Source organism: Pseudomonas sp. (genome assembly GCF_050739935.1).
Taxonomy (GTDB): domain Bacteria; phylum Pseudomonadota; class Gammaproteobacteria; order Pseudomonadales; family Pseudomonadaceae; genus Aquipseudomonas.
In genome coordinates, this window is the sequence record NZ_JBOICF010000008.1 from 1 (window position 1) to 14,782 (window position 14,782).

Annotated in this window: 10 protein-coding genes and 3 pseudogenes; 3 read left to right on the top strand and 10 right to left on the bottom strand. The window is 55.4% G+C overall.

Features of this window, described 5'->3' with window-relative positions; all coding sequences use genetic code 11:
- From ACRER8_RS00585 to ACRER8_RS00620, 8 genes and pseudogenes are all read right to left on the bottom strand, one after another.
- Nucleotides 1-1,268: pseudogene (locus tag ACRER8_RS00585) on the bottom strand (tyrosine-type recombinase/integrase); the annotation flags it as partial.
- 310 nt (nucleotides 1,269-1,578) lie between these two features.
- Nucleotides 1,579-2,428, bottom strand: a pseudogene (gene nadC, locus ACRER8_RS00590) (carboxylating nicotinate-nucleotide diphosphorylase).
- Between the two features lie 94 nt (nucleotides 2,429-2,522).
- A complete protein-coding gene (locus ACRER8_RS00595; protein ID WP_431744438.1) occupies nucleotides 2,523-3,809 on the bottom strand; it encodes an OprD family porin in 1,287 nt (428 codons plus the stop codon).
- Between the two features lie 284 nt (nucleotides 3,810-4,093).
- On the bottom strand, nucleotides 4,094-5,086 hold the full coding sequence (locus tag ACRER8_RS00600; protein WP_431744439.1) for an ABC transporter substrate-binding protein: 993 nt from the start codon (nucleotides 5,084-5,086) through the stop codon (nucleotides 4,094-4,096).
- Nucleotides 5,083-6,309, bottom strand: coding sequence for a Gfo/Idh/MocA family protein (locus ACRER8_RS00605; protein WP_431744440.1), 1,227 nt, complete (start codon nucleotides 6,307-6,309; stop codon nucleotides 5,083-5,085). The genes ACRER8_RS00600 and ACRER8_RS00605 overlap by 4 nt, the downstream gene beginning before the upstream one ends.
- Nucleotides 6,309-7,628, bottom strand: coding sequence for a Rieske 2Fe-2S domain-containing protein (locus tag ACRER8_RS00610; protein WP_138761932.1), 1,320 nt, complete (start codon nucleotides 7,626-7,628; stop codon nucleotides 6,309-6,311). Before ACRER8_RS00610 ends, ACRER8_RS00605 begins: the two co-directional genes overlap by 1 nt.
- A 46-nt stretch (nucleotides 7,629-7,674) precedes the next feature.
- Nucleotides 7,675-8,649, bottom strand: a complete 975-nt coding sequence (locus ACRER8_RS00615; protein ID WP_138761931.1) for a PDR/VanB family oxidoreductase — start codon at nucleotides 8,647-8,649, stop codon at nucleotides 7,675-7,677.
- Nucleotides 8,650-8,759: 110 nt separating this feature from the next.
- Nucleotides 8,760-10,115, bottom strand: a complete 1,356-nt coding sequence (locus ACRER8_RS00620; RefSeq protein WP_431744441.1) for an MFS transporter — start codon at nucleotides 10,113-10,115, stop codon at nucleotides 8,760-8,762.
- 205 nt (nucleotides 10,116-10,320) lie between these two features.
- On the opposite strand from ACRER8_RS00620, the gene ACRER8_RS00625 reads away from it, so the two are divergent.
- Nucleotides 10,321-10,908: a MarR family winged helix-turn-helix transcriptional regulator gene (locus tag ACRER8_RS00625; protein ID WP_138761929.1), complete on the top strand. Its 588-nt coding sequence runs from the start codon at nucleotides 10,321-10,323 to the stop codon at nucleotides 10,906-10,908.
- 188 nt (nucleotides 10,909-11,096) lie between these two features.
- Here the strand turns inward: ACRER8_RS00625 and ACRER8_RS00630 are convergent, their stop codons facing one another.
- Entirely contained in the window at nucleotides 11,097-12,008 is a 912-nt protein-coding gene (locus tag ACRER8_RS00630) for a LysR family transcriptional regulator (protein WP_431744442.1), read from the bottom strand.
- A 127-nt stretch (nucleotides 12,009-12,135) separates the two neighbouring features.
- Between ACRER8_RS00630 and ACRER8_RS00635 the strand changes: the two genes are divergently transcribed.
- Nucleotides 12,136-13,212, top strand: coding sequence for an AbrB family transcriptional regulator (locus ACRER8_RS00635; RefSeq protein WP_431744443.1), 1,077 nt, complete (start codon nucleotides 12,136-12,138; stop codon nucleotides 13,210-13,212).
- A gap of 96 nt (nucleotides 13,213-13,308) precedes the next feature.
- On the top strand, nucleotides 13,309-13,830 hold the full coding sequence (locus ACRER8_RS00640; protein WP_431744444.1) for a DMT family transporter: 522 nt from the start codon (nucleotides 13,309-13,311) through the stop codon (nucleotides 13,828-13,830).
- A 620-nt stretch (nucleotides 13,831-14,450) separates the two neighbouring features.
- Here the strand turns inward: ACRER8_RS00640 and ACRER8_RS00645 are convergent.
- Nucleotides 14,451-14,782: pseudogene (locus ACRER8_RS00645) on the bottom strand (site-specific integrase); the annotation flags it as partial.

Here is a 14,782-nt window from a genome sequence, read left to right on the forward strand (position 1 = left end):
GAGCCGGCCAGCACATGGTTTTGGCAGCGATCGATGACGTCCAGGCTGACACCCAAAGCCTGCATCATGGTCGCGCCCGTACGGCGCAGGTCATGCGGCGTCCAGTCGCCGTTTTGGCCGTCGGCAAGCACCAGGGTGTCGTCGTGACGCCGTCTGGAGAGGGCCTTGCGGTTTTTAAAGCGAGCCTGGCGATCGCCGACCTGCTTGCTCACCACTTTCACGTCCACATGCCCTTCATCCTGCTTGTTGGGAAAGCACCACTGTGAATCTCCCGTCAGGGTCTTGAGTTCCTGAAAGAAATGCAGGGCGAAGGACGAGAGGAAGACATGGTGGTCCTGTTTCTTGCCCCGGGTGCCTTTGACGTTTTCGCTGGGGAGGAACCAGGTCTGCCGGTCCAGATCGACATTTTTCCATTCGGCCTGCAGCAATTCGCCAATCCGGCACAGCGTGCCCAGGCTGATCCAGAGCGCGAGCTGCGTTTCCTTCTTTAGCGGTCGAATGCCGTCGTACTTTTGGCCCCCGGGGAGGGCGTTGTAATCGGCGGTCATTTGCTGGAAGCGCTTGTGCAATTCCAACAGCTCAGCCGGGGAAAGGATGCGACTTCTTTCCGCTTCGTAGTCGGCAGGGATCAGTGGGGAGATGTCGACCAGTTCCGTCGGATCGCCCTCGACCAGTAACGCCCGCCAAGGTTGGCGCTTTCTGGCCCAGCTGAACATCTGGGTGAGGTCGGCGAAGAAACTGATGGCTTGTCGGTGAGCGCCGCGGTTGACCACGGTGCGGATCAGTGCCCGAATATCGTGTTCGGAACACACTGTTCACCGCTGTCTTACCAAGTGCCGGAATAGGTCCTTGTTAAAACGGCGTTGTAGTTCGGCATTGCCGTCTTTACGCGCCACGCCATCCAACAGCCAGGCCTTGGCCAGATCCTGGACGGTCAGTGTTTGCACCTTCGTTGACTTTTCCTGTGCGGCTTTTGCGTTCGTCACGGCATGCGCCTGTGCCTTGGCGGTTTTCTTGTGTTCGTTGGGATTGATCTGCTCATCAATGAGCGCTCGGGCCTGGTTACGAGCCTTGCGGATGTCCGTCAGGGATTTGCGTGGCCAGGACCCGCAGGCGTACTCTTTGTTCTGCTCGCCCCACCGATACCGATAGAAAAAACCGACCGACACGCCGTCCTTACGCACCGAAATTCGACCGGCCAGATTGCCATCCTCCCGGAGGATTCGGGCGGCATCTTTGGCGGTCAGCGGCAACACAGTGAGATATATTGACTAAATGTTAGTCCAGATTAGCTAGGTGAGCGGGCAATCTCATATTGAAAGTTATTATTAACAATAAAGGCGCTTGGTAAATTATACCGGGCGCCTTTAAATCAACATGGAGCAGTTTAAATAACTGTCACTTCAATTAAATGCGGTGTACTATTTTCACAAACACGCTCAAGTATTGCGGGCGTTCTGATTAACGTGTTGCAATCGTTTGGCGGAATTGAAAATTCCACAGTATTCAGCACGATTTACTGCGAAACGTCCCGGGCATCCACGTTGCTGGGGTGTTTAAGTTGTACAGCCTGATACTTCAAATACTCAAGCGCATAGATAAGTCTATGGCTTTTATATTTTTAGTTAGCGCGCCAATCGATATATAGTCAACCCCTGTTTCTGCGATAGCTACCAGTGTACTTTCGTTGATTCCGCCGCTGGCCTCAAGCCGCGCCTGTCCGTTGTTGAGTCGAACGCCTTCACGCATGTCAGCCAGGCTCAGTTCGTCGAACATGATTAAATCTGCTCCGCCTTTCAATGCTTCTTGCATTTCGCTTAGGCTTTCCACTTCGATCTCTATTGATCTACCTGGCGCAATGAGGCGGGCAGCGTTGATAGCTTCGAGAATACCACCGCAAGCTGCAAATATGATTTTCTTTGATGAGGAAGGCGTCGTAGAGACCAATGCGATGATTATGGCAACCACCGCATGTGACTGCGTATTTTTGTGCGAGCCGAAGGCCAGGGATAGTCTTTCGAGTGTCGAGCAACTTTACTTGGGTATGCGAAACTTTATCAGCTAGCCGCCGGCATTGTGTCGCGACGCCCGAAAGAAATTGTAAGTAGTTCAACGCGGTTCGCTCGCCGGTCAATAAAGAGCGAGCAGGGCCATCTAAATGTAATACGGTTTGATCTGGTTCCGCGCGCTCTCCATCCTTAACATTCCACTTGAGGATGACAAGCGGATCCAGTTGGCGGAAGACGGCCTCCACCCACGACACACCACTGATGATGCAAGGTTCTCTAGTAATGATTTTTGCACTGGCCAAGCGAGCGGACGGCACAAGCTGCGCGGAGATGTCACCACTTCCGATATCCTCCAATAATGCCCTGCGTACGTTTTCATCGATCTCGGAACCCAAGCCCGTCAGTTCTATATTTTGCATTCCAGCCCACCTGAATTAATAAATAACGAAATATCAGTTCGCCATGCCTAAGCGTAGAATCCAGACGAGCATTGCACCTGAGCACGGCTATCAATCAAAAGTTATAGACATACCCAATTATGAGTCGGTTCTCATCGGCCCCATCTGAATAAGTGGAGCGATTGATTGCATTCCTCCATCGGAATGAAACATTTTTAAACGCACCACTTTGGACTACGTAAGTGATATCAGAGCTTCTTTCCCACTCCTCACCGTCGGAACCTTCCGCCCTGAGCGCCTTTGCCTTCATAGTTTTAATATTCGCGGGATCGACGTTTTCTCCTTTCGCATAACGCAGATTCCATGTCAGACCACGCAAACCGAGGGCGGCAAAGTCATACGAATATCCGGCATACCAGACGTCTTCATTTGCAAGAGCGAATTTGCTCACCGGCATTTCACCAAACAGATAGGTGTCCGTACCATTTACATACGGGTATGCAGTCGCGCCGGACGCCGCTTGATAACCCGTACTTAAAGTGTGTCCCATGGCCGAATAGCCCGCATTGCCGCTGATCGTCCGGTTGTCCACTTTCCCCAGTAGTTTTTTGCCACTTTCTTGACCTTCAAAGTATCTGACTTCTGCAAACACGCGACCTTTGGACAAGGGCTTATTGAATTTTAAACCGACGTAGTCCCGCCGGAACAAGTTCTCCAAGTCGCTGTACTGATACGCCACATTGAGGGAAGGAAGCAGTTGATAGTCAAATCCCGCATATGTGTAGTGGTCACTGGTGATGGCAGAGGAGTAGCCACCTAGTTGAGAACTGGCAGACAGATCTTCAGCGTCGGTTGAGTCACGCTGCTTGACGGAGTCGACCTGACCAAGAGTCGCAGTCAACGACTTGATATCCTTTGATGACAGTTGCACGCCGTTAAAAACTTGTGGCAACAGCCGTGTATTGTTTGACGCCAGCAAGGGGAGAACAGGATTCAACCCGCCAAACCTTAATTCGCTCTGAGCGAATTTAGCCTTCGCCGTCAACTCAAGCTTCGAGTATTCATCATAGGCCCGTCGATCACTGTCACGAGATAGAAGTCCTGTACCTGATCGACCAGGGCTGGAATCAAGTTTCAGGCCCAACATGCCAAGCGCGTCCAATCCAAAACCAACAGGTCCGTCGGTAAAACCGGACTGGAGATTAACGATGAAACCCTGAGCCCACTCCTCTCGCTTGGAATCAGTGGCCGTCGAGTCTCTGAAGTCGCGATTGAAGTAGAAATTTTTTAGCTCAAGATTGCCTTTGCTGTCTTTCAAGAGATCCGCCGCCGCAAAAGATGGGGCGAAGGGCAATGCGATAAGCAGACCAGGCACCAGCGTCTTGCGTGTTTTTTTATTCATTGTCACCCTTCCTTATTTTTATTATTCACAGGCGTTCGCCAAGCCTATTTAATTTTGTAGCTAGCCAGCCTTCTTGGACATTCCGCATGCACGTATGTTTTCACCTGGCCTTATATATACGTGCGTTTGCGGACATGGCGATCGCCAACATACTCAACGTGCAAAAAAGTTGTGGCCGCCATCTAACCGAACGATAGGGGCAGCCACAAACTTCATTACCATGCTCAGTACACTAAATGCCCTCTAACTTTTGTTCGAGGGGTAAACCTTCGCCATGACTTCCGTTAAATCTTGAAACTCTCCAACGAAGCTGGATGGAACAGCTCCTCAGGCTGAAGCAAGCGTGACGACAGGCCTTCGGCGTGGTGGCGTTCCAGGAAGCGGCTGAGTACATGTCGGTTTGCTTCGAAACCATAGGACCAGAAGTCTTCACCGAGCAACTGGCGGGCCGCTCTTAACTGATCCTCGATAAACGGTAGCGTTACCTTGGTAGCGGAGGTGTCGCTCAATTTGTGCAGCGCTACGGACTTGGATTTCTCGAATGCTTTGGCTACGGCCCCGGGTAACCAAGGGTGCTGCTCGGCCAACGTGCGCCGGATCCCCAGTACGTGCATGATCGGGAATAGCTGAGTGCGGCGATACCAGTCCGAGGCCGCTCCCTGAGGATCACGATAGAGATAGCTGACCTTGGGATGGCCTTGGGTGAAACACGAAGGTGCTCGTGGGCCGATCACGGCATCCAGTTCACCAGAGGCGAGCATGCCAGAAAGCGTTTCCGTCTCCGGTGCGTTCTCGACGATTACATCCGCCGGTAGTTTCAGAACAATTTTCTCCAGACGCCCGGTCTCTTCATACCCACCACGGATCCAGGTGACGTCAGACGCTTTCAAACCATGGTCTTCTTCCAGGAACAGCCGAACCCATACGTTCGCCGTCAACTGGTACTCCGGCACACCGATGCGTTTGCCCTTGAGGTCTGCCGCGATCTCGATTCCGCGATCATTGCGGATGTAGATCGAGGTGTGGCGAAACGCGCGGGACGGGAAGACCGGGACAGCAATATAGGGACTGGTGCCCGCTGCGGTTTTAACGCTGTAGCTGCTCAACGATAACTCGCAGATGTCGTAGTCAGCATGGCGAAATGCGCGAAAGAAGATCTCTTCGGGATCTTGCAGCATAAAGATCGGGTCGACCCCATCGATCTGTACTTCGCCGTCCACCAATGGTCGGATACGATCGTAGTTGCCCACAGCAATAGATAAGTTCAACTTGTTCATGATGGGTTCTCGCAGGATTGAGTGTCTTCAACATTCACACCCAGTGTGATGTCGCGTTGTTCTTCGCTGGATCGCAGCATGGCGAGGCAGATCTCTAAAGTGTCACGAGCCCATTCGCCGTCATGCAACGGTGCGACCCCGTAGAACTGCGCCAGATACAGTTCGTCTATGACTTCGGAACGCGGCACCGTTGGCCGCTCAAGCACCAGTCGATCACGGCTATCCGGCCCGTAGATCATGACAGCATCCGCCATGGGCTTAAGGTCGCCACCCTCACACGACACAATAATCGGGCCGAAATGCTGGAAGGCCGTCGCGTCGTCGGCAGTAGAGGGGCTGACGTAGCGTGTGCCACCATAAGTGCCCTCAGCTTTGAGCCGCGCCTCCTCATCCGCCGATTGCACCTGCTGCAATAACCGACGTGCGCCGCCGTAAGCTTCGGGATTTTTGGGCTTGCCCATTTCCCCAACCCAGTCCATCCACTCGTCGGAGTCGAAGTGTCCGTAGCCGTTGTAGGTAATGGAGGCGAACGCTCCATTCTCGAACCATAGAGTGGCTGTGTAGGCACCTTCAGTAGGTCGCGCGGGGTCCCAGTTACCCACTGCCGCGCGAACACGGGTAGCGCGACTGCCAGCCAGCAAACGGACCACGTCTACTTGATGGGCGGCCTGGCTGAATACTGCTCCGCCGCCTTCAGCGGTCGAGAGCTCTTCCGGGCGGCGAGGACGCTGCAGGTAGTCGGTGTAGTTCAGCGCTTGAATCATTTTGACCGCACCAAACTTGCCGCTACCGATCAGCTCCCGGGTACGCAGATAGGGGGTATCGAAGCTGTGGCAATGCCCAACGATCAGTTTCACGCCAGCATTGGCGCAATCGGCGATCATCCGGTCACACTCGTCCAATGACAGCGCCATGGGCTTTTCGACCAGCACGTGTTTGCGGTTAGCCGCAGCTATACGGGTGTGTTCGGCGTGAAACTGATGCGGGCTGGCAATGTATAAGGCGTCGACATTGCTGTCGGCTGCCAGGTCTTCGATAGCCTCGTATGCGGGAGCATCGAAATCCCGTTCGAATTGCCTGCGAGCTTGTTCACGAGGATCACAGGCGCCCACCAACTGGACGCGGCGATCGGCCAGGAAGGTAGGCAGCATAAGGGTGAATGCCCGGCCCAGACCGACCACTCCCAGACGCAGCCGAGCCGTGGATTCAGCATGGCTGGTCATCACGTATGAACCTCGTAATCAGGCTCTGCGACTATGTTGGCATCATCTAAGGCCCATACGTAACGAGCTTGATAATCACGCCAGTCGATATCTTTGGACACGATCGCCTGGAACGAGCAGATTCTGGAAGGGATCGCTTTCTCACCTGTACCAATAGCGGATTCACCCGCCTGAAATGCTGCCAAGGCATCCAGCATGACCCGGCGGAACTCCACCACTGCTAAGTCACTGGCGCCCAAGCGCTCATCGGAGCGATCGGCGATGGGCCCCATGGTCACCCACATGGCAATATCCTGATTGGGGAAACCCTTGATGCCCGTAAAGTTGCCGTTTTTCATGGCTTCACGGTCCTGGAAAAAACGGTTCCCGTCGTTGCGTAGCGGTCGGTAGCTGTCGTCCAGATCGATGCCGACTTGCTGGCCGAGAAACTTTCGCCAGGTCTCTGTTTCCGGAGTGTTATCGGGATTTCCCCAGGCCATGAAATAGAAGGCTGTGTGGGTGTCGTCGATGGGTACGTTGATATTCGCAACGTTGTACAAGTTATTCGGTGGGATCAGTGCGGTGGCCGGGGCTACGAACACAGTAGAGCGTACGTACTCGCTGGTGGCGGCATTCTGGATAGGACGGCGCAGAGCGGCATAGCGGAAGCCATAGCTGGTACGCTCGACTTGCATGCGCGGCGCTTTGTCCGTGGACGGTCTTAGCCAGTTTTTCGAGGTGGCTTCTGCCCCCCCGACCCGGGCTGGAACGAAGTCGGATGAGTGCAGGCTTGAGCTGTGTGCCGAGTCGATGGCGCCTTCCAGGATCTGCGCCCAGTTGCAGGGAATGATTGCCTTGGCGATGCTCACTCGAACATGCTCATGAGGTGCCCAGGCCGGGGGTACAAACTCGGGAATTGCGTCCTGTGGCCCCATGTAGGCCCAGACGAAACCGCTCCATTCGCGGGTTTTGTAGGCCGTGTGCTTGACCTTCTGGCACATGTTGCTGGCGGCAGGCTCGGAAACCATTTCCACCACATTACCGTCCACGTCCATTTTCCAGCCGTGATACAGGCAGCGTAAGCCCGAGTTTTCATTGCGGCCGTAGATCAGCGACACGCGGCGATGCGGGCAGTACTCGTCCATGACTCCCACGCGACCATCGGTGTCGCGAAACACGACCAGGTCCTCGCCGAACAGACGGGCCCTGACAGGCGTGCCGTCGGGCTCGCTGACTTCTTCGATCAAGCACACTGGCGTCCAGTGACGGCGCATCATCTGGCCCATCGGTGCGTCGCCTTCGACGCGGCAGAGCAGCAGGTTCTCTTCTGGGGTCAACATGTAATATCTCCAGCGTTCAACTAATCGTTTGTAAAAAAGGTCTCGCCTAGAGGTCGAGTACCAGCGCGTCATTTCTGGCTCGGGAAACGCAAATCATGATCTGATCGTGCTGTTCGTCCTCACGCAGCACCATGTCGCGATGCTCGACGTCACCTTCGATCAGACGGGTACGGCAAGAGCCGCAGGTGCCGCTCTCACAAGAACTTGGCGCCCGGATACCGTTGTCACGCAGAACCTCCAGAATCGAGCGGTCGGCGGGAATTTCGAGGTCGACTCCACTCCGGCCAAGGGTCACCGAAAAAGGCCGGTTTTCGGCGAAGCGACTCTGGTCGACGCCGAAGCTTTCAAAATGTATGGAGCCGGGTGGCCAGTGCCCCGTCATGTCCAGCACGCTGTCCATCAATGGCCGGGGGCCACAGCAGTACACATGCGCACCGCTACTCGGTTTGTCGAAAACAGGCCAGAAATCGTAGGCGTCTGCCCGATTGCCGAAGTCGTGGTGAATGACTACCGAGTTAACAAATTCGGCGCCCAGCAGCTCATCCCTGAAGGCGGTGAGTTCCGGATTACGGGTGCAGTAGTAAAGTTTGAAGGGGATGTCGGTGCTGGCCTTCAGGTGACGCATCATCGACAGGACCGGGGTAATACCGATGCCTCCGGCGACGAAGATGAACTGTCGGGCATTCCCGGTCAGTTCGAACTCATTTTGCGGTGTTGCCACCGGTAGTAAGTCGCCTACCTCGATATCATCGGCCATGCTCATCGAACCGCCTCGTCCGTTGGTGTCACGCTTGACCGCAATGACATAACGCTCACGCTCTTGCGGGTCGTTGCTCAATGAGTAATTGCGGATGCTTCCGTTGGGCACCTTTACCCTGAGGTGCGCTCCGGCCGTAAACGCGGGTAGAAGCATTCCCTGCGGGTGGGCCAATTCGAAGCGGAAAATGCCTTGGGCAATTTCGGTTTTGGCGGTCACCGTGAGGCCTGTGAACCCATCATCGAGCTGTTCGGAACTACTCATCGCTGTTTCCTCATGACATCCGGTCGCGGGCTGAACACGCCCGCGAACGGAGAGTTGCGTAGATATCTAACGTTTTTTAGGCGTGATTCGGCCAATCAGACTGCTCGATCCTATTCGTCGGTAAGTGGCTTTTCGCTCAAGGCGTTAGCTGGCACCGCAATCAGAACCGCCAGACCACCCGCCAGGACCAGTACCCCGATTGTCGTCAGTCCGATTGCGAGGCTGCCGGTGACTGTGTTGATCCAGCCCAGTCCGATGGGCGCACAGAACGCTCCGATCTGACCAAGAGAACTGATCGCCGAAATCCCCCCTGCGGCGGACTCATCATTAAGATAGGCGGGAGGAATCGACCAGATGATCGCTGCGGCACCAAAGTACGACACCGCAATCATGGCCAGGCAAGTAATTGAAATAATGGCCGAGTCCACAACGTGAGGCAGCAGGCAGGCGCCCAAGGCACCGAAGGCGATACTGAAAAAGAAGTGCTTGCGACGCTCCAGACGAATGTCGGAACTGCGCGCAATGAGAATCATGGCGATCGCCCCCACGATGTATGGCACGGTGGAAAGCAATCCGACTTGCAGCACATCCTGGATACCGGTGTTCCGGATGATGGTAGGCGTCCAGTAATTGAGGATCGTGCCACATAGCGGCACGGTGGCCCAACCGGCAGCAAGGACGTATACGCGCGGATCCTTCAGCGCAGCCAGCACAGCATGACGCTTATCGGTAACGGGTTTCTTGCCTGCGCGGTCAGCGGCCAGCGCGTCGAGAATAATGGATTTTTCCTCGTCGTCGAGCCACTTTGCCTGCTCGGGTTTGTCGACCAGATAGAAGTAGGCCATCACACCCATTACAGCAGCAGGAAGACCTTCCAGGAGGAACATCCACTGCCAGTTTTTCATTCCCATAACGTCGACGAAATGCGTGAGTATCCAACCGGACAGGGGGCCGCCGATGATTCCCGCCGCGGCGATGGCCAGCAAGAAGCGCGAGGTGATGCGAGCACGCCTGGCACCTGGATACCAATAAGTCAGATAAAGAATGATTCCAGGCCAGAAGCCAGCTTCGGCAGCGCCCAACAGGGCGCGGGCAATGTAGAACTGAGTGGGCGTTGTCATGAACGCCATGGACGCTGAGATCAAGCCCCACAGCACCATGATCCGGGTGATCGTCAACCGGGCACCAATCTTTTGCAGGTAAAGCGTGCTGGGTATTTCCAATGCGATGTAGCCGATGAAAAACAAGCTTACGCCGAGTCCGTAGGCCGCATCGCTCATGCCCAAATCGTGCTTCAGGTAAACCTGCGCGAAGCTGATGTTCACGCGATCCAGATAATTGAGAACCCAGGCCACGAAGATGAAGGTCATCAAACGTAGCGTGACTTTTCTATAGACCTTCTCGATGCGTTCATGGCTGCGCTGGAGAAGATGGGGCACGGCATCTGTAACTGCTGTTGTTGTCATTGTGCACGCCTCGGACTTTGTAGCACAACCAAAGCGATGGGGGCTTGGTGTGCTTTTTTATTAGGTCTCTAAGAGAATATGGCGAATTTTCTTCCCTCGCAATCAAAAAAGAACGCTCTCTAAGTATTTTTTGATCTGGCGCATGTGTTGAGGCAACGCGTTATGCTTAGTATCGCTTACGCAGGTGATGAGATCGGACCTTGATATGACTGCACGAAAGCCTTTAGGCCACAAACAACCTGAAACCCAGGAAATACTCAGGCATTGGCACGATGTTGTACCTGATGACCGTCTGGCCCACCTGGTCAAGGATGCAACTCGCGCTCTGGTCAGAGCACTGCAGATGCGGTTGACCGAACACGACGTATCCTTTGGTCATTGGGCGTTCTTGCGGATCCTCTGGGAGACAGACGGATTGACCCAGAAACAACTCAGCACTCAGGCTGGACTGATGGAGCCTACGACTTTCGCTGCGGTGAAGGCGATGGAAAAACTGGGCTACGTCGTCCGCCAGCAGATGCCGGATAACAAGAAAAATGTTCACGTCTTCCTCACCGATGAAGGGCGGCGCCTGAAGGATGTCTTGATTCCGCTGGCGCTGGAAGTCAACGAGGTGAGTGTGGCCGGGCTCGAGGAGCAAGACGTCGAAACAGCACGACACGTTTTATTGACAGTGATAGAGAATCTCGCAAACGCAGAAGCGAATTCCATCAACCCCTCACATCGGGTACCGTCAACGCGGGAGGTTGGACGCATGATCAATGAGCGCGGCGAGACTGTTTGTCCGGATTAGTGCCGTGTCGCAAACCGTTGAAACGGCCTCAGTGCTCCAATCCGTCGGAATTGAATTGTTTTTTTCGCTCAGCTCTGACGCATCTTCAGATTGCCTCGCCTCCTGACGTTACGCTTTTCGTACACCTGTGAACAACGTCAGGCAGGCTGTACCTCACCCCATGCTGAGTGCAGCAACCGGGGCTGCCTCTACACAACCTGCTTCCCATCGAAAAACTGTGCGCCTTCAACTTTGAGAATACCCAGCAGCATCTGCGCCGCCGGCGACAGGTAGGCGTTCCTGCGAGTGAACACGACGATGGTGCGTTTCATCGTGGTTTCCTTGAGCATGACCTCGCGAAGGTTCGTCCTGCCCTTGACGTCTTCAAGTGTTTCCCGAAGTAGAAAGCAAAGCAGGTTTGTTGCACCGACCAAGCGTGGCAGAAGAAAAATCGAGGTGGTCTCGATCTGCACCTGGGGCAAGGGCAAGTTGCGCTCCTGGAACGCATTATCTATCCAGCGACGGGCTGAAACGGTGGTCGCCGGCAGCGCCCAGCGGTACTGACACAGGTCACGCAACTGATATCGGGCATTGAACAGCGGATGATTATGGCTGGCGACCACCACCGCTTCAGCGTCGAACAAAGCATGAGACTCCAGTAACGGACCCGTTTCATACTTCGAGCAAATCATCATGTCCAACCGCCCGGAACAAAGGGACTCATGCAGGAAATCATCCTGACCGATCACCAGGTTCAGGGTGATTGCCGGCGCATGGGAAAGCAATGTCGCGGTCAGGTGTGGCAGCAGGTGGTCCGCCATGGAAGCGCTGCAGCCCAAGCGAATGTTACCCATCACACCGCTGGCAAAATCGCGCACCTCACGTCGAGTCTCAGCGATGTTCTGCTGCAGCTGTTTGCCGCGCACCTTCAGTAGCTCCCCAACCGGGGTGAGTTTGATGCGTCGGCCGTCACGTTCGAACAGTCGCGTACCGAGCGACTCCTCAAGCCGCTGAATGCTTTTGGTCAGCGCCGGTTGGCTGCGGTTGAGCTTTTGCGCCGCCTGGCCCAGGTGGCCCAACTCGGCGATGATTTCAAAATAGGCGAGGTCGCGCAGGTCCATATCCATCAACCAAAGTTATTAATTCATCAATATTAGAAAATATACTTGATCGAATAAGCTATCAATAATTGTCTCGCGTTGGCTGCATGCCAGTGCAATCGGGGTGACCAGCATTGGAGCGAAAGACTTGTCCACTTCACCACGGCTTTTTCTGCATCCTTACTCCGCTCCGGCCCAATGGATAGCGCTATCACTGCTGGCCGGTGCCAGCGGTCAGTGGTTGAGGTTTCTGGAGGTGCCCGCCGGGCAGTTTCTGGGGCCAATGCTGGTGGCCATTGTGTTCGGAGTTTGCGGTGCGAGCATTCGCTTGCACCGCTATGCCTTCAAGCTGGGCCAGGGCTGCGTAGGAATGCTCGCGGCTCATTCGATGACCCTGGCGGTGCTGGTCTCGCTGGTCCAGTCCTGGCCGTTGATACTGTTTGCAACCCTGCTGACGGTCAGCTTCAGTGCGCTGGTCGGGTTTGTGTTAGCGCGGGTCGGCGGTATCCCTGCCAGCACCGCCGCCTGGGGCACGGCACCGGGGGCCGCCTCGGCGATGGTTTCGATGTCCGATGAATTCGGCGCCGATTCACGGGTGGTCGCAACCATGCAGTATGTACGGGTGGTGTGCGTGGTGATGATCGGTGCGCTGGTTAGCCGCTGGCTGGGGGCATCCACCGGGGGTAGCGAGGTGCATGCCGCGAGCGCCGCATTGCAAAGCTTCAACCTGCCGAACCTGGGGCTCACATTCGCCACCCTTGTGGCGGGGATCGCACTGGGTAATCGGCTACCGGCCGGTACGCTGCTGATGCCGTTACTGTTGGGCGGCGCCTTGCAAGTGAGCGGCTTGTTGCACATCACCCTGCCAAGCTGGCTGCTCGCAACCGCTTATGGCGCGATCGGTTGCTACGTTGGCCTGCGCTTTGACCGCCCGACCATCGACTACGTCTGGCGACGTTTGCCGACAATGATACTGGGGGCGGTACTGATGATTACGCTGTGTGCGTTGTCGGCCTGGTTGCTGGCGGCGCTGCTCGACAAGGACTTCCTCTCGGTTTATCTGGCCACCAGCCCAGGCGGGCTGGATACCATGGCGATCATTGCGGTAGACACCCACTCTGACGTCGGGTTGGTGCTGGCAATGCAGACCTTGCGGTTGTTCGCGGTAATCATTACAGGGGCGTTTTTGGCGCGGTTGGTCATTCGGTTTGCGGGCCGTTCATAAGCGGTCCTGACGGCGCAACCTCCCCGGAGCTTACAACGCTTACCCTCAGTTCCTGCAGCCAGCCATTCCAGACTTGAACCTGAAGAGACACAGATAATGTTGAGCAAATCGCTCTTTCTCACCGTTCTACCCATGGTCATGGCGTTCGTCGCCGGTGCTGTCCTGCCGTTTCAGGCAACCACCAACGCGGCAGTTGGACGCGCCTTGGGGCATCCGCTCTGGGCAGCCCTCATCTCCCTTGTCATCAGCGCAATCGTGGTGATCGCTGCGCTGCTCATCCTCAAGGTGCAGGCACCGGATATCGGCCGCGCCTTGCGAGGCGCCTGGTGGCTATGGATCGGGGGGATCCTGGGGGCGATCTATGTCGGTAGCGCAGTCGTTGTAACGCCAAAGCTGGGCGCCAGCGGCTTTATCATCCTGGTCGTCGTCGGACAGATTTTCATTGGTCTTTTGATCGACCACTTCGGCTTGATGGGGCTTACCTCGAAACCCATCACATTCTTGAAGCTGATAGGCGCCGCCATGATTCTAGGGGGCGTCTTCCTTGTTCAAGGCCTAAGCGCGAATGCCGCCTCCCAGCCCAAGGAGTCCATTGTACAGCGGTCCATCCCGCAGTAAGGCGGCTGCATCCCGATCTATGGTTAGTGGTGCTTCATTCAGCTTAGCTGCACGCCGGCGGCGCTTTCGAAAGCGGACAGGATCGACAGCTTCATCGGCTAGCAAACTGATCGGAAGATGAGCATGGAGATCAAAACTCAGGCGTTACTAGACGCCCCCTGATTGCTTGTCGTAGTTTCGTTATCTGCAGCAGTTGATCACCTTGCTCTGTGTGTTGATCAGCGCCTTTGCCAGCATCAATGCTGCCGTTCTGTACGGCCCTTCAGGGGCCAGGTTCTACTCGCGTAAAGCACAAAGCCAATATTGCTTGTGCAAGACACATAGATCTGAATAACTGCTTTTGGCCGATTGTGTTGAAAAAGTCGGCTTCAGTTTCCACGGCAGAAAAGTACGCGTCTGAGATTGAAATCTATGTTTTGCGCAGAAGGTCCAGGGCTCAGATTTGACGTGGCAGCGTGCAAAAAAGGCGCTTTCACCGCTCAATGCATGGGTAGCCAGGCCGGGTCGACTTTTTCAACACAATCGGCCGATTTCTGCCTGTCGCGAAGGGCCGCAGCCGATTTCTGCCGGTCATGAAGTTGAAATCAAGCTAAAGAACGTGCTCGGCGATGTTTGCGCAACTATGAGGACTCAACACTAAAGACGCCGACTTTAGAAGGCGGTAAAGAGCCAGTCGCGGTATACGCAGGAAAAGACATCATCGATTCTGCCGGCGGATGCTCGTAGGTGGAGGACAGCACGGCGCTGAGTCGATCGCCCAACAGGTTCCAGGCGTGTTTCTTTTCCTCGGCATAGTCGTGATGCAGGTAGTGGCGCCTCACTCGGGAGCCGGCCAGCACATGGTTTTGGCAGCGATCGATGACGTCCAGGCTGACACCCAAAGCCTGCATCATGGTCGCGCCCGTACGGCGCAGGTCATGCGGCGTCCAGTCGCCGTTTTGGCCGTCGGCAA

Excerpts from the sequence above, each read along its gene's own strand:
- ACRER8_RS00595 (WP_431744438.1), bottom strand. The coding sequence starts at position 3,809 with ATGAATAAAAAAACACGCAAGACGCTGGTGCCTGGTCTGCTTATCGCA.
- ACRER8_RS00600 (WP_431744439.1), bottom strand. The coding sequence starts at position 5,086 with ATGAACAAGTTGAACTTATCTATTGCTGTGGGCAACTACGATCGTATC.
- ACRER8_RS00605 (WP_431744440.1), bottom strand. The coding sequence starts at position 6,309 with ATGACCAGCCATGCTGAATCCACGGCTCGGCTGCGTCTGGGAGTGGTC.
- ACRER8_RS00610 (WP_138761932.1), bottom strand. The coding sequence starts at position 7,628 with ATGTTGACCCCAGAAGAGAACCTGCTGCTCTGCCGCGTCGAAGGCGAC.
- ACRER8_RS00615 (WP_138761931.1), bottom strand. The coding sequence starts at position 8,649 with ATGAGTAGTTCCGAACAGCTCGATGATGGGTTCACAGGCCTCACGGTG.
- ACRER8_RS00620 (WP_431744441.1), bottom strand. The coding sequence starts at position 10,115 with ATGACAACAACAGCAGTTACAGATGCCGTGCCCCATCTTCTCCAGCGC.
- ACRER8_RS00625 (WP_138761929.1), top strand. The coding sequence starts at position 10,321 with ATGACTGCACGAAAGCCTTTAGGCCACAAACAACCTGAAACCCAGGAA.
- ACRER8_RS00630 (WP_431744442.1), bottom strand. The coding sequence starts at position 12,008 with ATGGACCTGCGCGACCTCGCCTATTTTGAAATCATCGCCGAGTTGGGC.
- ACRER8_RS00640 (WP_431744444.1), top strand. The coding sequence starts at position 13,309 with ATGTTGAGCAAATCGCTCTTTCTCACCGTTCTACCCATGGTCATGGCG.